Source organism: Pseudomonas matsuisoli (assembly GCF_014647635.1).
In the GTDB taxonomy this organism is placed as follows: domain Bacteria; phylum Pseudomonadota; class Gammaproteobacteria; order Pseudomonadales; family Pseudomonadaceae; genus Pseudomonas_P; species Pseudomonas_P matsuisoli.
Window position 1 is genome coordinate 191,737 of record NZ_BMPO01000006.1, and the last position, 23,214, is coordinate 214,950.

16 protein-coding genes are annotated in these 23,214 nt (G+C 59.7%); 4 read left to right on the forward strand and 12 right to left on the reverse strand.

Features of this window, described 5'->3' with window-relative positions:
- From IEY47_RS14200 to IEY47_RS14220, 5 genes are all read right to left on the reverse strand, one after another.
- Entirely contained in the window at window positions 1-921 is a 921-nt protein-coding gene (locus IEY47_RS14200) for a dihydrodipicolinate synthase family protein (RefSeq protein ID WP_188983913.1), read from the reverse strand.
- Window positions 922-983: 62 nt separating this feature from the next.
- Window positions 984-2,492, reverse strand: a complete 1,509-nt coding sequence (locus IEY47_RS14205) for a tripartite tricarboxylate transporter permease (RefSeq protein ID WP_229779440.1) — start codon at window positions 2,490-2,492, stop codon at window positions 984-986.
- 34 nt (window positions 2,493-2,526) lie between these two features.
- Window positions 2,527-2,994 carry a tripartite tricarboxylate transporter TctB family protein gene (locus IEY47_RS14210; protein ID WP_188983914.1) on the reverse strand — a complete coding sequence of 156 codons (468 nt, stop codon included), beginning with the start codon at window positions 2,992-2,994 and terminating at the stop codon, window positions 2,527-2,529.
- Between the two features lie 30 nt (window positions 2,995-3,024).
- Complete coding sequence (locus tag IEY47_RS14215; protein ID WP_188983915.1) at window positions 3,025-3,999, reverse strand: Bug family tripartite tricarboxylate transporter substrate binding protein; 975 nt, start codon at window positions 3,997-3,999, stop codon at window positions 3,025-3,027.
- Window positions 4,000-4,124: 125 nt separating this feature from the next.
- On the reverse strand, window positions 4,125-5,273 hold the full coding sequence (locus tag IEY47_RS14220) for a mandelate racemase/muconate lactonizing enzyme family protein (protein ID WP_188983916.1): 1,149 nt from the start codon (window positions 5,271-5,273) through the stop codon (window positions 4,125-4,127).
- A gap of 225 nt (window positions 5,274-5,498) precedes the next feature.
- On the opposite strand from IEY47_RS14220, the gene IEY47_RS14225 reads away from it, so the two are divergent.
- Together IEY47_RS14225 and IEY47_RS14230 are read left to right on the forward strand one after the other, a co-directional pair.
- Window positions 5,499-6,545: a LacI family DNA-binding transcriptional regulator gene (locus IEY47_RS14225; protein ID WP_188983917.1), complete on the forward strand. Its 1,047-nt coding sequence runs from the start codon at window positions 5,499-5,501 to the stop codon at window positions 6,543-6,545.
- Between the two features lie 66 nt (window positions 6,546-6,611).
- Complete coding sequence (locus IEY47_RS14230) at window positions 6,612-8,372, forward strand: IlvD/Edd family dehydratase (RefSeq protein WP_229779441.1); 1,761 nt, start codon at window positions 6,612-6,614, stop codon at window positions 8,370-8,372.
- A 121-nt stretch (window positions 8,373-8,493) separates the two neighbouring features.
- On the opposite strand, the gene clpB is transcribed toward IEY47_RS14230, so the two are convergent.
- The 3 genes from clpB to rluD form a co-directional block, all read right to left on the reverse strand.
- Window positions 8,494-11,058, reverse strand: coding sequence for an ATP-dependent chaperone ClpB (clpB, locus tag IEY47_RS14235; RefSeq protein ID WP_188983919.1), 2,565 nt, complete (start codon window positions 11,056-11,058; stop codon window positions 8,494-8,496).
- Window positions 11,059-11,351: 293 nt separating this feature from the next.
- Window positions 11,352-12,089 (reverse strand): peptidoglycan editing factor PgeF, encoded by a 738-nt coding sequence (gene pgeF, locus IEY47_RS14240; RefSeq protein WP_188983920.1) that lies wholly within the window; start codon window positions 12,087-12,089, stop codon window positions 11,352-11,354.
- A complete protein-coding gene (gene rluD, locus IEY47_RS14245) occupies window positions 12,089-13,060 on the reverse strand; it encodes a 23S rRNA pseudouridine(1911/1915/1917) synthase RluD (RefSeq protein ID WP_188983921.1) in 972 nt (323 codons plus the stop codon). The genes pgeF and rluD overlap by 1 nt, the downstream gene beginning before the upstream one ends.
- Window positions 13,061-13,206: 146 nt before the next feature.
- Between rluD and IEY47_RS14250 the strand changes: the two genes are divergently transcribed.
- On the forward strand, window positions 13,207-14,211 hold the full coding sequence (locus tag IEY47_RS14250) for an outer membrane protein assembly factor BamD (RefSeq protein ID WP_188983922.1): 1,005 nt from the start codon (window positions 13,207-13,209) through the stop codon (window positions 14,209-14,211).
- A gap of 76 nt (window positions 14,212-14,287) precedes the next feature.
- On the opposite strand, the gene IEY47_RS14255 is transcribed toward IEY47_RS14250, so the two are convergent.
- Both IEY47_RS14255 and IEY47_RS14260 read right to left on the reverse strand, forming a co-directional pair.
- Window positions 14,288-17,260, reverse strand: coding sequence for a PAS domain S-box protein (locus tag IEY47_RS14255; protein WP_188983923.1), 2,973 nt, complete (start codon window positions 17,258-17,260; stop codon window positions 14,288-14,290).
- Window positions 17,261-18,125: 865 nt separating this feature from the next.
- On the reverse strand, window positions 18,126-19,562 hold the full coding sequence (locus tag IEY47_RS14260; RefSeq protein WP_229779444.1) for an amidase: 1,437 nt from the start codon (window positions 19,560-19,562) through the stop codon (window positions 18,126-18,128).
- Between the two features lie 407 nt (window positions 19,563-19,969).
- Between IEY47_RS14260 and IEY47_RS14265 the strand changes: the two genes are divergently transcribed.
- A complete protein-coding gene (locus IEY47_RS14265; RefSeq protein WP_188983924.1) occupies window positions 19,970-20,728 on the forward strand; it encodes a TerC family protein in 759 nt (252 codons plus the stop codon).
- Between the two features lie 62 nt (window positions 20,729-20,790).
- Here the strand turns inward: IEY47_RS14265 and IEY47_RS14270 are convergent, their stop codons facing one another.
- Together IEY47_RS14270 and IEY47_RS14275 are read right to left on the reverse strand one after the other, a co-directional pair.
- Window positions 20,791-22,050 carry an HD-GYP domain-containing protein gene (locus IEY47_RS14270; RefSeq protein ID WP_188983925.1) on the reverse strand — a complete coding sequence of 420 codons (1,260 nt, stop codon included), beginning with the start codon at window positions 22,048-22,050 and terminating at the stop codon, window positions 20,791-20,793.
- 105 nt (window positions 22,051-22,155) lie between these two features.
- Entirely contained in the window at window positions 22,156-23,055 is a 900-nt protein-coding gene (locus IEY47_RS14275) for a DMT family transporter (RefSeq protein ID WP_188983926.1), read from the reverse strand.
- Window positions 23,056-23,214 lie beyond the last annotated feature (159 nt).

A 23,214-nucleotide genomic window follows, 5' to 3' on the forward strand; every position in this document is an offset into this window, starting at 1 on the left:
TCAGCCGTGCTTGAGACCCGGCATGTCGAAACTGACAGCGTCCAGTTCGGCATGGAGCGCCTTACGCTGTTCCCCACTCAACGCCACCAACGGCGGACGGACTTGCGCCCAGTCTTCGGCCCCGCTGTAACGCGCGGCTGCGGCCTTGAGTGCCGGAATCATCGGGAAGCGCTCGAAAATCGAACGTGTATGCGTCAGCGCCGCCTGCTGCTCGTCGGCATCGGCGCCCTGCCAGGCTTTTGCGAGCGCGGCGATTGGCCGTGGATTGACGTTGGCCGTCGCACTGATGCACCCAGCACCACCCGCACGCAAGGTCTGCAGCAAGAAATGCTCGCTGCCGGCGTAGACCTGGAAGCCGTCACCGGCAAACTGCTCGATCATCGCGTAGGTATTGCTCCAGTCGCCTGAGCTATCCTTGACGCCTACGATGTGCTGCGGATAGGCCTTGATCAGGCGCTCGATCAAGGCAAGCGTCAGCGGCACTTGTGACACCTGCGGAATATGGTAGACGTAAATCCGTAGACGACGGTCGTCGACCTGCTCAATCACTTCGCTGTAATAACGGTACAGCCCCTCTTCCGAGACACCCTTGTAGTAGAACGGTGGCAGCATGAGCACACCCTCTACACCCTTCGCCACTGCATGACGGGTAAGCGCGACTGCGTCTGGCAACGCGCAGGCTCCGGTGCCCGGCATCATGCGATCCGCAGGGATACCACCTTCCACGAGCGCATCCAGAAGAGCGATTTTCTCGTCTACCGACAACGAGTTGGCTTCGGAGTTGGTGCCGAATACGGCAAGCCCCACGTCGTTGTCGATCAACCATCGGCATTGGGTGACGAACCGCTCAGGATCGGGCGTAAGCGCACTGGTAAACGGTGTGATGACGGGGGACCAAACGCGACCAGAGGGAAGACTCATCCTTATTTCCTTTTAATTGTCATTGTTAGGGGCAGCTACGCACTGCCGATTGTCTTGCCATGTCATGCCATCTGGGAACGCCGCCGGAACGGCGCGAGCACCCAGCGAAAGAACGGTGTGGCCTGAAGGATCGACAGCACCGCGATACCCAGTAGCACAACTGCGATCGGGCTGGAAAGAAAGATGCTGTATTCGCCACCACCAATCAGCATCGACTGCTGGAAGCTGTTCTCCATGACCGGCCCGAGAATCAAGCCAATGACCATCGGCGCGGGGGACACGCCGGCCTTGCTCAACCAGTAGCCGAACAGGCCGAAACCCAGCATGAGCCCGACTTCGAACAGGCTGTTGTTGATGGCGTAGGCGCCGATGATGCACAAGGCGATGATCGCGCAGGCAATGAAGCCGTCCGGGATGCGCGTGACCATTACGCTGGCCTTGGTGAACATGAGCCCGACGACCAGCAATCCCAGGTTGGCGAACACCACCGCCCAGATCAGGGTATAGGTCACGTCGCCATAGTCGATCAACAGGTTGGGCCCGGGAAGGATGCCCTGCACCATCAGCGCGCCGAGCAGGATCGCGGTGGCCGAACTGCCGGGAATGCCCAGCGCGATCGTGGGAATGAGCGCCCCACCAACCACGGCGTTGTTGGCAGACTCTGGCGCTGCGACACCGGCGGGATCGCCATTGCCGAAACGACTTTTATCTTTAGCAAAGCGCTTGGCTTCGTTGTAGGCGAACCAGCTGGCGGTGTCGCCGCCGGTCCCTGGGATCAAGCCCACGATTACGCCAATCCCGCTCGAACGAAGGATGTTCGGCATCAGCGCTTTAAGCTCTCCCCATTTTGGAATCAACCGATCAGTGATCCGACTGGCGACCTTGGCGGGCGCGTTCGAATTCTCCACGAGTGACAATGCCTGCGGAATCGAGAACAGACCGATCAGTGCGACGGTGAAACTGATCCCCGAAAACAGGTTGATGTTGTCGAACGCCATGCGTGGCGTCCCCGTCGTGAGGTCCATGCCGACCGTACTGACCAGCAGGCCGATCATCCCGGAGAACAGGCCATTGACCACCGAGCCTTGGGCGAGCGAACCGATGATGGTGATACCGAGTACGGCGATGGCGAACAGTTCGATCGGGCCGAACTCAACCACGATGCTGCCCAGCAGCGGCGCCGCCAACAACAGCGCGAAACCGCTGATAGAGCCGCCGATGAACGAGGCGAACAGCGAGATACCGAGCGCCTTGCCCGCCTGCCCCTGCTGGGACATGGGAAAGCCGTCGAGCACCGTTGCGGCCGCCGAAGGCGTGCCCGGCGTGCGCAGCAGGATTGCCGCGATCGAGCCGCCGTACGACGCGCCGACATACAGCGAGGCCAGCATGCTCAGGCCCGTGGCCGTATCCATGCTGAACGTCAGTGGGAGTAGCAACGCCAGCGCCATGGTGGCCGAAAGACCGGGCATGGCACCTACGAAGATACCCAGCAGCGTGCCGCCCAGGATGGCGGCGATGTTGTAGAAGGTGAAGACGTTGGTCAGACCCGTCATGACGATCGACGTATCCACAGGGAGTCCCTCGTCGAAAAGTGAGTGGGTGCGATCAGGAGATCGCAGGCGGCAGCATCGGTACGGGCAAGCCCAGGAACGTGATGAAGACCAGGCACACCACGGCGATCAAGACCGCCGCCCCGATCACCGCAAACCGCAGCGAGACGGTGCGGATCACCAACAAGGCTGCCGCCATGAAGAGCACGCTGGACAGCAGATAACCCAACGTATTGAGCGCGGCCATGTACGCCACGGCGAGCAGGAACACCACGGCCGTGGCGAGGTAGCGCGGCTTGATCGGCGCTTCCTGCGGCAGCTCGCTGCCATTACCGACCTCTGCCGTAGTGCGTCGTCGACCAAACAACTCCGTACCCACCATCGCAAGCGACAGCAGTGCGACCAGAACGGAGTAGATCAACGGCATCTGTGCGGCAGCCTCCGGGTACTGCAACGCATCGACGAAGAACACGATGGCGACGGCGATACCGAAGAAGCCGAGAATGAGTCTGTTCTTGTTCATGAATGCCCCCAGGCGCAATCGGCGGATGGCTTATTGCTTGGCGGAGACATCGTCCCAAATACCCTGGAATTCCGTTTCCATGTCCTGGAACATCTTCGCGTAATCGTCACCCGTCACGATGTCGATGTTCAGCGCACGCTTCTTGGCATCGGCGAGAAATGCCTGGTCGGTTTTCAAAGACTCGAAAGCGGCAATGAGTTGTTTGCGCGCTTCCTCGGGAATCCCCGCAGGGGCGCTGTAGCCGCGCGAGGAGCCGGCCACCACGTCGATGCCCTTCTCTTTGAGCGTGGGCACATCCGGGAGATCTTCGACTCGTTGTTCGGAGAACACCGCAAGCGCTTTCAGATTGCCGCTCTTGATCTGGCTGTAGACGGTGCCCACGTTGTTGAAGCTGACATCGATCTTGTTGCCCATGGCTGCGGTTGCGGAGGGCCCGTCGCCCTGGAATGGCACTTTCTGAAAGGAGAGCCCGGATGCCCGCTCGACCAGCAATGTCGTGAAGTAGTCGTCCCCGCCCACGCCCGAGTTGCCGACCGTCACCCGCCCAGGCTTTTGCTTGGCGGCTGCGAAGAGGTCTTCGATGGTGTTGTAGGGGCTGTCCTTGGCGACCACGGCGATACCGGGATCGGTGACGACATTGGCGATCGGCGTCAGGTCCTTGATGTTGTAGGTGATCGCGTCGTTCATGATGTAGTTGGTCATCAGCATGGGTGTGTTGGTAATGCTGATAATCGTGCCGTCTTTTTTCGACTGCCGCGCTAGACGCGTCCAGGCGATGGCGCCCGTGGCGCCGGGAATGTATTCGTTGACGAAATTGACGCCGAGCTTTTTGGTCAGGTAGGGCTGTGCGAGCTGCGCCAGGACATCACTACCGCCTCCTGCCTTGAAGCCCTGGAGCACGGTGACATCGTCGCCGGCGACGTATTCTGCTTGAGCGGCATAGGAAAAAGCAGACGCTATTGCAGCGGTCAGGATGGTAGCGAACATCTTTTTGTTGGTCTTCATTTCGCTGACTCCGGTTTTTCTTGTTTGGTTATTCTTGTTCGGTGCAGCCTGCCGAGGCACACGCACGGCAGTTGCAGCACGCCGTGGTGCCAGGTTTTGGCACCACGGCGGTAGACGGGACGTCTCTAGCGAGTGCCCTCCAAGAGACGCCACGGCGACTGCCCATTGATCGAGTAGCGCTCTACCGCTTTCTCATCGAAGTCGAACCCAAGGCCAGGGTGACGGTGGAGCTTGATGTAGCCGTCTTCCTGTTCGAGCTGACGATCGATCAGACGGCGGAAGTTGAGCACCTGGTCATCCCAGAAAAACTCGACATAGCGTGCGTTCGGCGTGGCGGCGACCAGCGGGGCATGAACGTCATGGAACCAGTGCGGGTACATAGGGACACCATAACCCGCGGCCATTGCGGCGATACGACGCCACTCGGTAATGCCGCCACACACCACCGCATCGGTTTGCAGAATGGCCGCACCGCCCTTGTCGAGCAGCTCCTTGTGGCGCCAGCGCCCGACCTCAACTTCACCCGTGGCGATCGGAACGGGGGTGGACCGCGCCAGCCGTGCGTGACTGTCGATGTCATCGACGAGGAACGGCTCCTCCACGAAGGCGGGGTTGTACCGTTCGAAACGACGGACGTATTGCAACGCTTCGGTGACGTCGCTCCAGCCATTGTTCACGTCAAGCATGAGTTCGATATCGGGGCCGATAGCCTCACGCGCGGCGGCTACACGGGCCTCTTCTTCCTTAGGGGAAAGGCGTCCGGTCTTCATCTTCACGGCCTTGAAGCCGAGCGAGACGTAGTGCGCCATTTCTTCACCCAGCAACGCTGGGGTTTTGCCGTCCAAGTAATAGCCGCCACTGGCATAGCCAAGCACGCGATCTGCGGACGCCGCACCCAAATATTTATGCAGGGGCAACCCTGCGCTGCGGGCATTCAGGTCCCAAAGTGCAGTATCAAGAATGCTGATGGCCCGCATGACGACACCGGCGCGTCCCTGGAGCAGCGCTTCCTGGTACATCTCATGCCACAGCGCCTCGACGTCCAGCGAATCGCGCCCCAGCAACACCGGAGCCAGCAGTTTTTCTACCGCGACTGGCAGCAACTCGCCACCGGCGCTGCCGACGTAGCAGAAGCCGATGCCGGTAATACCGTCTTCGGAAGTGACCTTGACCAGCCCATAGTCGCGGGCATGAACGGTTCGGTTGGAAAAGGACGTGACGCGATCCAGTGGCACGCGAGCGGCGCATACAGAGATGGAGCGGATGATGGCCATGCTTTTTTCCTTGTTATGAGGCTGTTTTCAGGCGTGACGCCTATTGGCGGCGGGAGCCTTCTGTGCATGAAGCAATCCAGACAAGCAAATCGAAGGAAACATCTTTACAACCGCCTGTAACCGGTTACATTTGCTAAGAGGCGTTATGTAACCGTTTACAAAACCTAGATAGCGTTGATATTTATGTCAACCGATTTTCTCGAATCACTGCGACCGACGACCTTCATGAACGAAACAGACGTTACGCAATCCCCCCTGCTTTCCCGCACTGGCCTGCGGGATGTGGCCCGACTCGCCGGTGTATCCACCGCGACGGTGTCGCGTGTACTCAATGGCAGCGCCACGGTTCGAGACGACAAGCGGCAGGCCGTTCAACGTGCCTGTAGCGATTTGGGATATGTCCTCAACGCTGCCGCACGCACCTTGTCCTCCCGGCGCAGCATGACAATCGGCGCCGTTGTTCCCACCCTCGCCACCGAGACCTTCTCGCGCCCACTCGCCGCGTTCCAACGGACCGTGCACGAGGCGGGTTACACGCTTTTGGTTGCAAGCTTCGGGTTTGACGAGCAGACCGAACTCAAGGAAGTACAAACCATGCTCGAGCACGGCGTGGATGCTTTGATGGTCGTCGGCCGGACCCATGACGCGAAGATGTGGCACATGATCGAGAACAAAGGCGTTCCCTGCGTACAGGCCTGGACCCAGGACGATGCCCATCCCAGCGTTGGCTTCGATAACGCAGGCGTCGCCTGGCAGATGGCCGATCACTTGCTGACGTTAGGCCACCAGCGCTTCGCCATCATGCTCAACGAGCCTTACTTCAATGACCGCGTCGGCGATCGTCTACGCGGCACACGACAGCGCCTGGCCGAAGCTGGACTCGACATTCCGGCGCACTGGTGCCTGGAAACGCACCTGACGCTGGAAGACGGCATCGCTGCGATGGAACGCTTGATGACCGCACAAACCCGCCCCACTGCGGTCATCTGCGCCAATGATCTGCTGGCGTTCGGCGCCTTACTCGCCGCCAAACGACTCGGTATTCGAGTGCCAGAAGACGTCTCGGTGGTGGGTTTCAATGATTTCGACTACGCCCGCCATCTGTCTCCACCCCTGACGACCATCCGCGTGGCCCTCGATGAAATCGGCGTCAACGCTGGCACCTATCTGCTGAATGCGCTGGCTGGCCACACTTACCAGACACCTGTCGGTGTTACGACCGAACTGATCGTGCGCGACAGTTCGGGCCCTGCGCCTGACCCTTCCGGCTGAGGCCACGCCTCACCGTTCCTCGAATGCCTCGCTGGCATGAACAACAACAATCAAGAGGTAACGTCCGTGTCTCACTCTGATGAAGCAAACAAGGCATCCCGCCAAGCGGCCCAAGGCATGCGCAAAGGCCTGACGAACTACGGTGATGCCGAGTTCTCGCTGTTCCTGCGTAAAGCCTTCATAAAGGGCGCCGGCTATTCCGACGATGCGCTTTCCCGGCCCATCGTCGGCATCACCAATACCGGCAGCGGCTTCAACCCCTGTCACGGTAATGCCCCTCAACTCATCGAAGCGGTCAAACGCGGTGTGATGCTGGCCGGCGGGCTGCCGGTGGATTTCCCCACCATTTCGATCCACGAGAGCTTCGCTCATCCCAACAGCATGTTCCTGCGCAACCTCATGTCGATGGACACGGAGGAAATGATCCGTGCACTGCCTATCGACTCGGTCGTGCTCATCGGTGGCTGCGATAAAACGGTTCCAGCCCAATTAATGGGCGCCGCCAGCGCGGGCGTGCCCGCCATCCAATTGGTCACGGGATCGATGCTCACGGGATCGCATCGCGGCGTCCGGGTAGGTGCCTGCACCGATTGCCGCCGCTACTGGGGCATGTACCGGGGTGAGGAAATCGACGATCAGGAAATTGCAGAGGTCAACGACCAGCTCGTCGCCAGCGTGGGAACCTGCTCCGTCATGGGCACGGCCAGCACCATGGCCTGCATCGCCGAAGCCCTGGGCATCATGCTGCCCGGGGGCGCTACTGCACCGGCGGTCACCGCCGACCGCATTCGCATTGCCGAGCGCACCGGATCCCTGGCCGTCAAAATGATTGAAGCCGGCATGACCCCGGACCGCATTCTTACCGAGAAGGCCTTTGAAAACGCGCTCATGGTGCTGCTCGCCATCGGCGGCTCGACCAACGGGATCATCCACCTTGCCGCCATCGCGGGGCGCTGTGGGATTCGACTTGAAATGGAGCGCATCGACGAACTTGGGCGCCACATCCCTGTGCTGGTCAATCTAAAGCCGTCCGGCAGCCATTACATGGAGGACCTGCACAAGGCCGGCGGTCTCGCACCGGTGTTGCGCGAGCTACGCCCCTTCCTGCACCTGGATACACTAACCGTGACTGGCCGCACCCTTGGCGAAGAGCTGGATTCGATCGCAGCGTTTCCGCAGGAAGTCGTCCGTCCGCTGAACGATCCTATTTACCCACAAGGTGGTATTGCGTTCCTACGCGGCAACATTGCGCCGAATGGCGCCATCATCAAACAGTCTGCCGCCAATCCCGAACTTATGGAGCATGAGGGCCGCGTGGTTGTATTCGATGGCTTGGAGGATCTGGCGCAGCGCATCGACTCCCCCGATCTGGACGTGAACGCGGATGACGTGCTCGTGCTGAAGAACATTGGCCCCAAAGGCGCACCCGGCATGCCGGAGGCTGGCTACATTCCGATTCCGCGCAAGCTCGCACGAGCGGGTGTGAAGGACATGGTGCGCATCTCGGACGGAAGAATGAGTGGCACGGCCGCCGGCACCATCGTTCTTCATGTAACGCCCGAGGCTGCCGAAGGCGGTCCCTTGGGCTTGGTACAAAGTGGCGACCGCCTGCGCTTGAGCGTGAGCGAGCGTTCGCTGGACCTGTTGGTGAGCGACGACGAATTGGCGCGGCGCCGTCTTGCCGCCCAACCTCAACCACCGCGTGAAGGCGATGATCGGGGCTATCGTCGGCTATTTCTGGAACACGTGACCCAGGCCGAAGACGGATGCGACTTCGACTTCCTGAAAAGCCTGAATATGCAGGGGCACATTCCCATCCGGAAGTAACCCGCGGCGCGTTCGCCTCAATCAATGCATCGCGTATTTTCTGAGCGGCGATGGGGCACGTCGGAATAAAAAACCGGAGCCTTTGCTCCGGTTTTTTGTGCAACGTTAAATTGGGTCGCCGTTACCCGAACACGATCTCGTCGTTTTCCACCTTCGCATGCACCGTCGCGCCTGGCTCGAACTCGCCAGCCAGTATCTGCTGCGCCAGCGGGTTCTCGATCCAGCGCTGAATCGCGCGCTTGAGTGGGCGTGCGCCGTAAACAGGGTCGTAGCCAACGGCGACGAGCTTGTCGATCGCGTCCGCAGACAACTCCAGCCCAAGATCGCGCTCGGCCAGGCGCTTGCGAAGACGCTGTAATTGAATCTCGGCGATGCCGGCGATCTGCTCGCGGGCCAGCGGCTCGAACACGACGACTTCGTCGATCCGGTTGACGAACTCCGGGCGGAAGTGGCTGCTGACAGCATCCATCACAGCGGCATGCTGGGCTTCGCGGTCGCCGGCCAGCTCCTGGATCTGTGCCGACCCTAGGTTCGAAGTCATCACGACCACGGCGTTGCGGAAGTCCACCGTACGGCCGTGGCTGTCGGTCAGACGGCCATCCTCCAGCACTTGAAGCAGGATGTTGAAAACATCCGGATGTGCTTTTTCCACCTCATCCAACAGCACCACCGAATAAGGCTTACGGCGAATGGCTTCGGTCAGATAGCCGCCTTCTTCATAACCGACGTATCCCGGCGGTGCGCCGATCAAGCGGGCCACGGAATGTTTCTCCATGAACTCGGACATATCGACACGCACCATGGCGTCTTCGGTATCGAAGAGAAATTCCGCCAGTGCCTTGCACAGTTCGGTCTTGCCCACACCGGTCGGGCCGAGGAACAGGAAGGAGCCACTGGGACGATTCGGATCAGCAAGCCCGGCGCGCGAACGGCGTACCGCGTTGGAGACCGCCACGACGGCCTCATGCTGGCCGATGACGCGGTTATGCAGCACGTCCTCCATGCGTAGAAGTTTGTCGCGTTCGCCCTCGAGCATTTTGCTGACCGGAATGCCCGTCCATTTCGAAACGACCTCGGCAATTTCCTCGTCGGTCACCTTGTTGCGCAGCAGCTGGTTCTCGGTCTTGCCGTGCTGGTCGACCATCTGCAGGCTGCGTTCGAGGTCAGGAATCGTGCCGTACTGCAGCTCGGCCATGCGGTTCAGATCACCCTTGCGGCGCGCGGCTTCGAGCTCGGTGCGGGCCTGTTCGATCTTTTGCTGGATCTGCGCGGAGCCCTGGACTTCGGCTTTCTCGGACTTCCAGATTTCCTCGAGGTCGGCGTACTCCTTCTCCATCCGCTCGATGTCTTCTTCGAGCTTGGCGAAGCGCTTTCGCGTGCCTTCATCTTCTTCTTTCTTCAGCGCTTCGCGCTCGATCTTGAGCTGAATCAGGCGACGATCGAGACGGTCCAGCGCCTCGGGCTTGGAGTCGATCTCCATGCGAATGCGGCTGGCCGCTTCATCGATGAGGTCGATGGCCTTGTCCGGCAACTGGCGATCGGTGATGTAGCGATGGCTGAGCTTGGCAGCCGCGATGATCGCGCCGTCCGTAATGGTCACGCCGTGGTGAACCTCGTAGCGCTCCTTGAGGCCACGCAGGATGGCGATGGTGTCTTCTTCACTCGGCTCGTCCACCAGCACTTTCTGGAAGCGGCGCTCCAGCGCGGCGTCCTTCTCGATGTATTGGCGGTATTCGTCCAGTGTCGTGGCGCCTACGCAGTGCAGCTCGCCGCGCGCGAGGGCAGGCTTGAGCATGTTGCCCGCGTCCATTGCACCTTCGGCCTTGCCGGCACCGACCATGGTGTGAAGCTCGTCGATGAACAGGATGACGCGACCTTCCTGCTTCGAAAGTTCGTTGAGGACGCCCTTCAGGCGCTCTTCGAATTCGCCACGGAATTTGGCACCGGCGATGAGCGAGCCCATGTCGAGGGCCAGCAGGCGCTTGTCCTTCAAACCATCCGGCACTTCGCCGTTGATGATGCGCTGAGCGAGGCCTTCGGCAATGGCAGTCTTGCCGACGCCGGGCTCGCCGATCAGGACCGGGTTGTTCTTGGTCCTCCGTTGCAGAACCTGGATGGTGCGACGGATTTCATCGTCGCGACCGATCACGGGGTCGAGCTTACCCTCTTCGGCGCGCTTGGTGAGGTCGACGGTGAATTTATCCAGCGCCTGACGGGATTCCTCGGCATTAGGATCGTTTACCGCCTCGCCGCCGCGCAGGTTGTTGATGGCATTCTCCAGCGCCTTCTTGGAGACGCCCTGCCCAATCAGCAGCTTGCCCAAACGGGTGTTTTCGTCCATCGCCGCCAGCAGCACGAGCTCGCTGGAGATAAATTGGTCGCCCTTCTGCTGCGCCAGGCGATCGGCCTGATTTAACAGGCGTGCCAGGTCCTGCGACAGGTTCACGTCACCCGTGGGGTTCTGAATCTTCGGCAACTTGTCCAGTTCCTGGCTCAACGCCAGCTTGAGCGCGTTGGTATCGAAGCCGACCTGGCGCAACAGCGGCTTGATGGAGCCGCCCTGTTGATCGAGCAAGGCTTGCATGAGGTGCAACGGCTCGATGGCTGGGTGATCCAGCCCTACCGCAACGGACTGGGCATCGGACAGCGCAAGCTGAAGCTTGCTGGTCAAACGGTCGATTCGCATGGTTCATCCTCACAAAGAAAGCGGGCTGACACGATGGCTTGCGTCTGAAAAGGTGAATGCCCGCGAGATGCTTCTTAGATAGGGCTGATTGCTGGGGATTCAAGCGAAGCGGGGTTGACGTGGCGCAGGGTGTTGGGTTGCTGCAAAAAAAGCGATCGCCAGCAAGCTGGCTCCTACAGCCGATCGCGAGCACACCGAGAACCGTGTAGGAGCCAGCTTGCTGGCGATCAGGGAGTAGGGTTCAGCCACTTACTGTGGAGCGGCCGAGTAACGATCCGCTTCAACTCAAGACATCAACGCGTCAGCCAAACCAACGATGCGAAACGCCCGGTTGGATTCGCCCGCCGATAGGAAAAGAAGCGCATATCGGTCACCGTACAAAAGCCGCCGCCACTGACCGACTGCACGCCTGCCGAGGCAAGGCGGATGCGGCCGAGTGCATACATGTCCGCGATGAGCTTGCCGTCATTTGTGCTTGGCCTGAAGGCATGTTCGGCCTCGGGATGAGTACTCACGAACGCATCCCGCACTTCAGGGCCAACCTCGAATACTTCCGTCCCGATGGCAGGCCCCATCCATGCCAGGATATTTTCTGGCGCGATATCCATGGCAGCGACAGTCGCCTCCAACACACCGTTGGCCAGCCCGCGCCAGCCCGCATGCGCGGCGGCGACCCGTGTTCCCGCGCGATCGCAGAACAACACAGGAAGGCAGTCCGCCGTCATTACCAGCGCGGCGACACCGGGTGTCGAGCTCCATGAAGCGTCGCCTTCCAGCACCTGTAGGGGATTGCTTTCGACCACGGTCGTGCCGTGCACCTGATCCAACCACGTAGGCTGGCAGCGAAGACTTTCACTCAGGTGTAGGCGGTTCCGAGCGACAGCCTGCGGATCATCCCCAACATGAGCGCCGAGGTTGAGGCTATCGAAGGGCGGCAGGCTGAAGCCGCCGCTGCGCGTCGTCACGCATGCACGGACGTTTTCAGGGGCGGGCCAGTCCGGCGTGAGCCAGTCGAGCGCGTCCCCCTTCATCAAACGAAGGACTCATGATCCTGCCGCAACAGGCTGAGCATCCAGACGAGGTCTTCCGGTAGTGGCGACTCCCACTTCATGCGTTTTCCCGTTACGGGATGATCGAGTTCGAGGAAACGCGCATGCAGCGCCTGTCGTGGAAATTCCTTCAACGTCTGCACCAGCGTCTGGCTGGCGGCAGGCGGGATACGGAAACGCCCGGCATATAAAGGATCGCCGACTAGCGGGAAGCCCACGTGCGTCATGTGAACGCGAATCTGGTGAGTGCGTCCGGTTTCCAGCTTGACGCGCACGTGCGTATGGGAGCGGAAACGTTCAAGCACGCGGTAATGGCTCACCGCTGGCTTGCCGCCCTCGATCACTGCCATGCGTTGCCGGTTGGCAGAACTGCGGCCGATCGGCGCGTCGATCGTCGACCCGGAAGTCACGACGCCAATGACGATGCATTCATAGATGCGACTGACAGTGCGCTTTTGCAGCTGATCGACCAGCCGGGTCTGGGCTTCCAACGTTTTGGCCACGACCATTAGGCCGGTGGTGTCCTTGTCCAAACGATGGACGATGCCTGCACGCGGCACGTTGATCAGCTCTGGAGAGTGATGCAGCAGTGCATTGAGCAGGGTCCCGTCGGCATGCCCAGCAGCCGGATGCACGACCAGCCCTGACGGCTTGTCCAGCACCAAGATGTGTTCATCCTCGAAGACGATATTCAATGCGATGTCCTGCGCGACCCATTCGCCCTGCGCTTCTAGTTCAGCCTGAAGCTGCAGACGAGCGCCGGCGTGGACGGTGTCACGCGGACGCAGCACGGTGCCATCGACGGTAAGGCGACCTTCCTTGATCCAGGCGGCGAGGCGTGAACGCGAATGCTCGGCAAACAGTTGCGCGGCGACCTGGTCTAGGCGTTGCCCACCCAGTTCAAAGGGAACATCGGCGGCAAGTTCAATAGTGTGTTTGGGAAGCTGGGACATGAGGGGCACGAGAGGGGGCGGAGCCTTTTGGTTTCGGTCGCACGCTGTGGTTAAATACGGCGACTTTTTGTCCCGGGTCAGCCGGGGCGCCCACTATAACAGACGGTTTGCCACAACACAGCCAGCCGTCCAGGGACGCACGCACCATGCAAGTGAAACACCTGCTGCTGATCACTACGCTCGTCTTGACCGCCGCATGCTCCTCGAAGAAGACCGAAATCGACGAGAATTTGAGCGAAACCCAGCTTTACCAGCGCGCGCAGACCGCCCTGGACAACGGCAGCTACAGCCTGGCCACCGATAACCTCAAAGCCCTCGAATCACGCTACCCCTTCGGCCGTTTCGCCGATCAGGCGCAACTCGAACTGATCTACGCGAACTACAAGAACTCCGAGCCAGCGGCCGCTCGTGCCGCAGCGGATCGCTTCATTCGCCTCCATCCACAGCACCCGAACGTGGATTACGCCTACTACCTGCGTGGCCTTGCCTCGTTCGATCAGGACCGTGGCCTCCTGGCGCGCTTCCTACCGCTGGACATGACCAAACGCGATCCCGGCGCTGCCCGCGATTCCTACAACGAGTTCGCCCAGCTCACCAGTCGCTATCCGAACAGCCGCTACGCACCCGATGCCAAGCAGCGCATGATCTACCTGCGCAATCTGCTGGCCGCTTACGACATTCACGTCGCCCACTACTACCTGAAGCGCGGTGCTTATGTCGCCGCTGCCAACCGTGGCCGCTACGTGGTCGAGAATTTCCAGGAATCCCCCGCCGTGGGCGATGGGCTTGCGGTGATGGTTGAAGCTTACCAACGGCTGGGCCTGAACGACTTGGCCGCGACAAGCCTGGAAACCCTAAAGCTCAACTACCCGGATAACCCAAGTCTCGAGGACGGCGAATTCGTGCCGCGCGAAGAAGACGTCAGCCAGCGTTCCTGGCTGGCCCGCGCCACCCTTGGTTTGATCGAAAGCGATGCACAGGAGCCGCCGAAGCAATCCCAGGCCGCTCGCGACATTATTCGTCAGTACCAGGACGCGCAGCAGGACTTGCCGCCGGAGCTCGACAACGTGCTGGAAGAGCAAAAAGCCGAGCAGCCGGATGAAGGCGGACGTTCTTGGTTCAGCTACCTGACCTTCGGTTTGTTCGATTAAATCCGAACAAGCCTCTCAGCAAAGGTCAAAACGAAAACGCCGCTCTCGACAGGGCGGCGTTTTCGTTCTGGGATGTTTAGCCGGGAGGTACAGGAGCCTTGGTCAGTAGCTCTTTTACCTTACGCCCCAGCACGTCGATACCGAATGGCTTGGTGAGTAGGTGCATCCCCGACGGTAGCTGCCCAACACCGAAGACATCGCTTTCGGCATATCCCGTGATGAACAGCACCTTGAGCTGCGGGCGCGCGATCCTCGCCTGGTCAGCCATCTGCCGTCCGTTCATCCCGCCCGGCAATCCAATGTCGGAAATGAGCAAGTCGATGCGTACGCTGGACGACTGCAACGCCTGCAAACCGGATTCCGCATCGCCCGCTTCCAGCGCGCGATACCCCATGTCTTCCAAGACATCCGTTATCAGCATGCGGACTGTCGGCTCATCGTCGACGACGAGTACGGTCTCCCCCGCGCCTGTGCGCGGCATATCTGGCGGTACTTCGAAATTATCGGCCTGTGTCTCACCCACATAGCGAGGCATGTAAAGCGTGACCGCCGTCCCCTGCCCGAAGACTGAAGCGATTTTCACCTGCCCGCCGGATTGCCGGGCGAATCCATAGATCATCGATAAGCCAAGTCCGGTTCCCATGCCGAGCGGCTTGGTCGTGAAAAAGGGATCGAACGCCTTCGCGACCACGTCTGACGGCATGCCACAACCGTTGTCGATCACGCTTAGCGCAACGTAATGCCCCACGGGCAGATCCACCTCGGCCGCAGTCCGGCTGTTCATCCACACATTGCTCGTCTCAATGAGCAAACATCCGCCGCCCTCCATGGCGTCGCGCGCATTGATGCACAGGTTCAGCAAGGCATTTTCCAGTTGGTTCCGATCGACGAGCGTCAACCACAGATCCATCGTGCATTCCACGTCGATCTCGATCGAAGGGCCGACGGTACGGCGAACCAGTTCCTCCATGCCTTCCACCAGCGAATTGATGTTGACCGGCTTGGGATCGAGCGTTTGCTGCCGAGAGAACGCAAGCAAACGGTGCGTCAGTGAAGCCGCACGCGTGGAAGCGCCTTGGGCGGCTTGCATGTAGCGCTCCAGACCTTCCAGCCGCCCTTTTGCAATTCGGTTCTGCAACAGCTCCAGGCTACCCGCGATCCCTGTCAATAGATTGTTGAAATCGTGTGCGAGCCCGCCCGTCAACTGACCGACTGCTTCCATCTTCTGCGACTGCCGTAGCTTTTCCTCGGACTTCAACAAGGCTTCGGTACGCTCACCCACTTCCCGTTCCAGAGAAGCGTTCAGCGCTCGCAACTTTTGCTCGGCACGCCGGCGCTCGATCGCCGCGCGAGCCCGAGAGGCGACTTCGAGTACGAAGGCAATATCCTCTTGCTGCCAATGCGTGACTATCGATCGACATACGAAGAACACGGCGACGGTTCGTCCCAGTTCCGTGATGGGAACCTGCAACATCGAACCAATGGAGAGCGCCTCCATGTCTACCGCATGACCCTGCGTACGCGGGTCCGCGCGAATGTCGTCCACCACGACAGATTCTCCACGCAGCAGCGTATCGGCGAAACCACTGATGGAGCGCAGCGAATGGGTGCCTGCGAGCAGCGGCATGCCCGGCAAGGCCCAATCACGTTCGACGGTCACCGCGCGGTAACGCTCATCCAGCGTGCAATAGCCTGCGCGGCTGACCGCGAGCGTTCGCCCAAGCATTTCCGCCGCCGCGTACGCCATGCTCTCGATTTCACCGAGGTCGTGAAAGCGGTCGAGCAGATCGAGCAACCCTCGGCGCCGCACGTCTTCGAGTCGTCGCTGCGTTACGTCCTGGAAGGTAACTGCAAAACGATCCCCGTCCAGATGATGGACACGTCCCTCGTACCAGCGCCCCAGAACACCGACCTGCCGGACGAATTCCTCGGAGACGCTGGTCTCCACGACGTTCGCAATATGGCTAATCCACTCGGGCTCAATGCCCGGCACCACATCACGCACACTACGCCCCGCGACGCCTTCGAGCGGTATGCCGAGCATGGTGCCCCAGGCCGGATTCACGTCGAGGTAACGCCAATCGCACGCCTGACCGGACGCGTCGCGAATCAGTTCGCCAAGAATGAAGCCTTCCTGCAGCGTTTCGAATACGCCGCGCCAATGCGCTTCACTGCGTGCTAGCGCCAACTCCGCCTGCCGCCGCTCGGACAGGTCGTTGAACAAAATGCCGACACGAGCTGCCGCTGGGTCGCCGATCCGCACCGCATAGACGTCATACCAACGCCCAAGCGCTTCCGCGTTGTTCTCGAAACGTACGGGCTTGCCGGTGAGCGCAACTTCCCCATAAATGTCGAACCAATGCTGCTCATGCTCGGCCGCGATTTCACGCATCCAGCGCCCGGCCGCATTGGCGATGCCGGTATGGCGCTCGAAGGCTGGGTTCACTTCGATGAATCGGTAATCCCTGCCTCGCCCGTTTTCATCGAAGGCCATCTCGATGATGCAAAAGCCCGCATCGATGGAATCTACGAGTGCGCGGTACCGTGCCTCTTCTTCTTCAAGGCGTAGCCTGACCTGATGTTGCTCCGTTCGGTCGTGCAGCACCTTGAAGTAACCAATCTGTTCACCATCCGCGGTACGAAGTGGCGTCGTTTCTCCTGCGCCCCAAAAGCGTTGCCCATCAGCGCGGACCTGCCAGCGCTCGCTTTCGAAACGCCCTTTTTCCAAGACATTGCGCAACTCTAGGTCTGCCCACCCCGCCGCGCGGTCTTCCGGACCAAGAAGGCATTCGATCGAGTGCCCAACCATTTCCGCGGAGGTCCACCCGAATAGACGTTCGGCACCGATGTTCCAGCCAGTCACCCGGCCATCCAGATCCATCGCGATGATCGCGTGGTCGATGGCGCTGTTGAAGATCGCCATGCGATGAAGGTCGAGCCCTCCGAAAGACATATCGCGACGCCCATCCAATTGGACGCACAGGGCTCGGTTTTCGGCTTCGAGCGCTGCCAGACGTTGTTGAAGCTGCTGCAAGGGCTGGGAGGTCATTCCGTATCCGCTCAATAAAAAAGGCGTCCAGAATTCAAATGCACTGGGCGCAACTACAGCATCCATGGCCCCGCATCTACGGACCCATCTTGCAGACTTCGAACCTGTCGGACAGAGGCCCTCGACAGAGTCATTCGCGTTTCTTTACTCAGCGGGCACCTTACAAGATCGAACCCTCCTACACACGTCCCACTACACGAACGAGTAACGCACAATGCGATGCGCGAATGGCTAAGGCTTGAAGACGCACAAAAGCGCCCGTTCGACCCCATCGCTAGACCACTGTCATCATCGCGGCTGTTACCTGGCCTACATCAACGATGACTGCAATCGAGCCTGTCACGGTAACAAAAGTGGGTAATACGGTAACGAATCCAACCAACTCCACGACGGTAGCTCGCCATAAAAATCAGTATGTCATTGATTTCAATGATTTTTTTATAAGATGGCACGGCGCCTGCTTCATTCTTGGCATAACAAAAATTAAAACCAAAAGACATAACAAGAATTAGACGAATCGCCTCCCTTAGAACAACGACAATATTTTGGAGACGCAGCTAACTGATTTCTTTGGAGAAGATTGTCTTCGGTTGATACCGCGATCAGGTGAAGAAGAACAAGAACTGCGTTCAAAGCAGTGTGGACCGATCGGATAAACATCACGACAGCTCAGCTTCCAAACAAATCCGTTCGCTCTTGGTCCCGCATAAGGACGCCGGCTGAAAAACAAAAACAAGCCAAGCGGGCAGCGCAACAAGAACAATGGCAGCGCCATGAACAAGAAGGAGGAGCCTCGGCTCCTCCTTTTTTTTGCGCAGTCATTGACGACTCAGTCGCTACGGATACGGGCTCGCCAAAGTACCTATCACTTGGCGACGCGCCGGTCACGCCGCTCTTCCCGTGGAGCGACAGGCTCCTTCGCCACCGCCGCCCTGCTTGCCCGTAGCAGCGCCTCAACGCTGCGACCGATCTTCAATACGTCGGCGTCCATACCGTTCAGCCCGACGATAGACAGCCCCACCGGTAGCTCCTTGTGCTCCTGGCAGGGCAAGGTCAACGCACACCCATCGAGAAAGTTGACCAGGCTGGTATTGCGCCGGGCACGCGCCTCGCGCTCGAAGTAATTCGCACAGGGCTCACCCGAACCCAGCTCGTCGAGCCGGGGCGCGGACATTGGCACCGTTGGCATCAACCAAGCATCCACATCCATGAGCCGCGCTCTTGCCACTTGGATCAACCGCTGACGCTCGGCCAGCAGGTCTAGATAGTCGTAGGCACTTAGCGATTCGCCCTGGCGCAGACGCTTGAGCACGACCGGATCGTAGCACTCGAGCGCTGCCGCTTGTGCATTCTGCCGGTGGTGATACCACGCCTCGACCGCCACGAAATCTCCCGTATCGCTTATCCGCCCTAACGACGCCAGTTCCGGAAAATCAAACCAAACGAGTGTTGCACCCGCATCGGTCAAAAGCTGCAAAGCGCGCTTGAAAGCGTATTCGACATTCTCATCCAGCGCGTCAAGGACGTAATCGGATGTGACTGCCAAGCGTAGGCCTTTCAATGGACGACCGCCGACTTCTCCGCGCTCACCTGACATGATGGCATCCAGAATGACGCAGTCATCCACGTAGCGGGCGATCGAACCAATGGAATCGAGCGTCGGAGAAAGCGGGTACAACCCTCGAGTCGAAACGCGATTGGCACTGGGCTTGAACCCGACCAACCCACAAAAGGCCGCGGGTATCCGGATAGAGCCCTGCGTATCAGCGCCCACGCCGGCAACGGCCATCTTCGTCGCGACGCTCACCGCGAGCCCGGAACCTGATCCACCAACGACACGACACCGGTCCATTGGTAGCGTCGGTGTTCCGTAATGGGAATTCGTGCCCAGGCAGGAGAGCGCGAACTCGCTCATGTTCGTGCGGCCAAGCAGAATCGCACCCGCGTTTCGCAGTCGGGCGACGACCAATGCATCAATAACCGCCGGAGAGCTAGAGGAGCGCACCTTGGACGCCGCGCCGGTTACGCATCCCGCCATATCGAACGCATCCGTGACCGAGATCGGCAAGCCTGCCAAGCTACTGGGTACGAACCCGGCATTGCGCATGCGGTCGCTTTCTTGGGCAAGGCTCAGTGCGCCTTTGACATCGACACTGACGTACGCGACGCCCCCTTCTGCCCGGTGTGCATCGATCGCCCGAACAGCTTTCGTGATTAGCGCTTCGCTACTGGCTCGTCCATCGGCAAGGCGCCCCGCCAAAGTGCTGATCTGTCCAGCACGCATATCAAGTGAATCAACCATATATCGAGCCATCGCTAAGTGCTCGTCGTGCCATTGCCTGCTGCGAGGCAACCAAAGCGGCAACTACGGACAAGTGGAGCGTCCTAGATACCCGAAACGCGTCATCTGCGCGATTTCGATCCTCTCTGTGAGTAGTGGCAGCCTCTAAAGTGCTCCACCTACCTGAAGATTAATCGTTTTTGTGCATTTGTGAGCATGATTCCTGACGATCAGTCGAATTGGTCAATAGATAAACGCTTGTCGTCTTCCTGCCATACGCGAGATCGCTGCTAAAGGGTAGTGGCTAGAATTCGAAAATCGTCTTGCACACATTTCCTGACACAAAAGTGCGTCGAACCGAGCGCCGCCATAAGCATTCTGAAAGGCACCCACGGCACTATGCCCGAACACTATTTGGAAGCGCTCCTATGGACTACCTCATGCAGCTAGCCGCCGACCCCACAGTCTGGGTCGCTCTCGCTACGCTGATCGCAATGGAAGTGGTGCTTGGCATCGACAACCTGATCTTCATTTCCATCATCACCAACAAGCTCCCCGAAAACCAACGAGACCGTGCACGGCGTATCGGCATCGCACTGGCCTTGGTGCTTCGCCTTGGGTTGCTCGGCACCGTGGCGTGGATCGTTCAGTTGACCGAACCGGTGATCGAAGTCTTCGGCCAGGGCCTGTCCTGGAAAGACATGATTTTGATCGCCGGCGGCCTGTTCTTGCTGTGGAAGGCTACCAAGGAAATCCGCCACACCGTTGATCCTGAGCCCGATGGCGACATGTTCGAGGGCAAGCAGGGCAACGCAGTCGAGATGACATTCGCCTCGGCCATCGTCCAGATATTGCTGCTGGACTTGGTGTTCTCGGTGGACAGCATCATCACCGCGGTCGGCATGACCCCTCACGTGCCCATCATGGTCATTGCGGTGATCGTCGCCGTCACGGTCATGCTGCTTGCCGCGAACCCTTTAGCACGCTTCATCAACGACAACCCCACGGTAGTCATGCTCGCCCTGGGCTTTTTGATGATGATCGGCATGATGCTCATTGCCGAAGGCTTCGGGGCGCACGTACCGAAAGGCTACTTGTATGCGGCGATGGCGTTTTCGTCGCTCATCGAAGGGCTCAACATGCTGGCACGCCGAGCAAAACGGAAAAAGGAACAAGGGGCCAGCTGATCACCTAGGTCAGCTGTGTGTTTCGAAGTAGACCAAGCCAAGCCGGGCGGAACCCGGCGGTGCTAGCCGCGGCGACGCGGATCGATGTAGTAGCTGACTTGTTGGCGGGGATCGAGGTACTCGAGCTCGTCGATCGGCACATCCTTCGGCGCCACGCTGCTGGCGATGGCCAGAGAAGGCTCTTGCTCCAGATCGACGATCAACGCCTCTGACTTCGGCAATTCGGCGTCATAGAGAATGACCGTCGGCTTCAGTGGCAGCGTCGGATGCATGCTCAGCACCAGTCCATGCCTCCCGTCTTCCATGCACACGAGGCTTCCGGGCGGATAGACCCCCATGCAGCGGATGAACGCACGCAACGCCACGTCGTCATAACGCGCACGCTCTGGCCCGAACATGCGCACGAGCGCCTCATGCGGGTTCAAGGCCGGGCGGCCATGACTCGGATTGCACAGGTTGTCGAAGCGATTGGTAATGCACACCAGTCGACTCAGTCGGCGAATGTTCGCTTCATGACTGCCCTTCGGATAACCACTGCCATCGCAATATTCATGGTGCTCGTGGATGATCGACAGGACTTCGTCGTCCAGCATGAGCTTGTGCCCCATCCGCAGGCCGTACTCAGTGTGCAGCTCCAGAAACTTCTGCTCGGGCTTGGTGAGTGGCCCAGGCTTGAGCAGTATCGGGCTCGGGATATCGAGCTTTCCGATATCGTGGAGCAACGCGCCCAGGCCAAGGGTGTGGCAGTCCTCGGAATCGAGCCCCATCTGCCGCCCCAGCATCATCGACAGTACCGTGACGTTTAGCGAGTGCACATAATTATCTTCAGCGGACTTACCGTTGATGGCGTGTAGCGCCGCGCCGTCCTCACCCAGTACCGACTGAACCATTTCCGTGATGACTTCACCCGCCTGCGCCAGCACCTTATCGGGCTGATTACGTAGCGCAGTGTTGATCCCCTTCACCCGCTGGCTGGCTTGCACGAACGTTTTGTCCACCTCCGCGAGGCGTCGGCGTACGGCCCCTAACTGCACTGCGCGGGCTTTGCGCTTGAGTTCCTCGGCGGTCGGCACTGATGGCGGCAATTCCTGCTCGGGGGCAGGCTCAACGGGCGCTGGAGCCAGAGGCAGCGGCTGGGCGTCGCTTCTGGCCGGGTCATAGCGCACCTGTTGCAACCCGAGCTTGCGCAGCGCTTCGACCTGCGAGGCGTCCTTGATCTTGAAGTTACTGAAGGTGAATCCGTGCTCCCACCATTTCAGATCGAGCTGGACATAGAGACCCACGCACAACTGTTCTGGCGAAATGTAGGAGGCGTCACTCATTGCAGGCGCAGGTCCGTAGGGTTTTCAGCAAGTCTAGCCGGGTCCGCGCGCGCTGCCGATAGTACAGCGCGCGGATTTTCCGTCAGGCAAAAAGGTACCCGCACCCTACTTTGTTAACGGGACTCGCTTGACACGCTGTTGCCACGCAGCGGCAAAGCCGCTCAGACAGATGATGGCAATTCCGCAAACCGTCGTGGTGTCCGGCTGATGACCGAAGAAGACGAGACCAAGCAGGCCCGCGAAGACGATCTGGCAATAGCTAAAGGGCGCCAGGATTGCCGGCGCCGCATAGCGAAACGCCTGGGTCAGGAAAAGATGCGCAGTCATGCCGAAGGCACCCAATGCCAGCATCATCACACCGTGCCAGATGGTTGGGGTTTGCCAAAAGAACGGGATCAAGGCTGACATCACCAGGGTATTGAACAGCCCGGCGAAGAAGTTGCTCGTTGTTGGGCTATCGATGGTACTCAACTTGCGCGTCAGAAGTTGATAGGTGGCGAAGCACATCGCCGAGCAGAAGGGCAGCAGTACCGCTGGCGTGAACAGGTCACCACCGGGATGAACGATAACCAAGGTGCCGGTGAATCCCACGCCCACCGCCACCCACTGACCACGGGTCACGGTCTCTTTCAGCAGCGGTACAGACAGCGCAACGACGATCAAAGGGGCAAGAAAGTTGACGGCTGTGGCCTCTGCAAGCGGTATGTAGCGCAGCGCCGTGGTGAAGAACAGGCTGGTGCCCAGCAAGCACAAGGCGCGAATCGCCTGTAGGCCTGGCCGACGCGTACGCAGTACCCGAAGCCCAGACTGCGGAACGAAGATGCCGGCCATGAGCAGCGTGTGCACAAGGTAGCGTACCCAGACGACCAGTACGACCGGATAGAAGCCAGAGAGGTACTTCGAAACGGCGTCGTGACTGGCGAAGAGGAAAGTGGCAGCCACGATGAGAAGAATGCCCTTGAGCGGCTGATTGTTGCCGGACAATGGGACGCTGGAGGTGCTCATCGTTGTTCCTGGAACAGAAGCCGCATCGATGGCAATCGCAGCAGAAAGTCTGCATGCCATCGGCGAGGTTGCGGGAAAGTACACCGAAGCATAGCGAAGCGGACCTGCGCGCTCAATCGCCAAGATGCGGTTCCGACCGACGACGCGCGTGGCGTTGCG

What these genes read in the sequence shown, in the direction of transcription:
- IEY47_RS14200 (WP_188983913.1), bottom strand. Translation starts at nt 921, where the DNA reads ATGAGTCTTCCCTCTGGTCGCGTTTGGTCCCCCGTCATCACACCGTTT.
- IEY47_RS14210 (WP_188983914.1), bottom strand. Translation starts at nt 2,994, where the DNA reads ATGAACAAGAACAGACTCATTCTCGGCTTCTTCGGTATCGCCGTCGCC.
- IEY47_RS14215 (WP_188983915.1), bottom strand. Translation starts at nt 3,999, where the DNA reads ATGAAGACCAACAAAAAGATGTTCGCTACCATCCTGACCGCTGCAATA.
- IEY47_RS14220 (WP_188983916.1), bottom strand. Translation starts at nt 5,273, where the DNA reads ATGGCCATCATCCGCTCCATCTCTGTATGCGCCGCTCGCGTGCCACTG.
- IEY47_RS14225 (WP_188983917.1), top strand. Translation starts at nt 5,499, where the DNA reads ATGAACGAAACAGACGTTACGCAATCCCCCCTGCTTTCCCGCACTGGC.
- clpB (WP_188983919.1), bottom strand. Translation starts at nt 11,058, where the DNA reads ATGCGAATCGACCGTTTGACCAGCAAGCTTCAGCTTGCGCTGTCCGAT.
- pgeF (WP_188983920.1), bottom strand. Translation starts at nt 12,089, where the DNA reads ATGAAGGGGGACGCGCTCGACTGGCTCACGCCGGACTGGCCCGCCCCT.
- rluD (WP_188983921.1), bottom strand. Translation starts at nt 13,060, where the DNA reads ATGTCCCAGCTTCCCAAACACACTATTGAACTTGCCGCCGATGTTCCC.
- IEY47_RS14250 (WP_188983922.1), top strand. Translation starts at nt 13,207, where the DNA reads ATGCAAGTGAAACACCTGCTGCTGATCACTACGCTCGTCTTGACCGCC.
- IEY47_RS14255 (WP_188983923.1), bottom strand. Translation starts at nt 17,260, where the DNA reads ATGACCTCCCAGCCCTTGCAGCAGCTTCAACAACGTCTGGCAGCGCTC.
- IEY47_RS14260 (WP_229779444.1), bottom strand. Translation starts at nt 19,562, where the DNA reads ATGGTTGATTCACTTGATATGCGTGCTGGACAGATCAGCACTTTGGCG.
- IEY47_RS14265 (WP_188983924.1), top strand. Translation starts at nt 19,970, where the DNA reads ATGGACTACCTCATGCAGCTAGCCGCCGACCCCACAGTCTGGGTCGCT.
- IEY47_RS14270 (WP_188983925.1), bottom strand. Translation starts at nt 22,050, where the DNA reads ATGAGTGACGCCTCCTACATTTCGCCAGAACAGTTGTGCGTGGGTCTC.
- IEY47_RS14275 (WP_188983926.1), bottom strand. Translation starts at nt 23,055, where the DNA reads ATGAGCACCTCCAGCGTCCCATTGTCCGGCAACAATCAGCCGCTCAAG.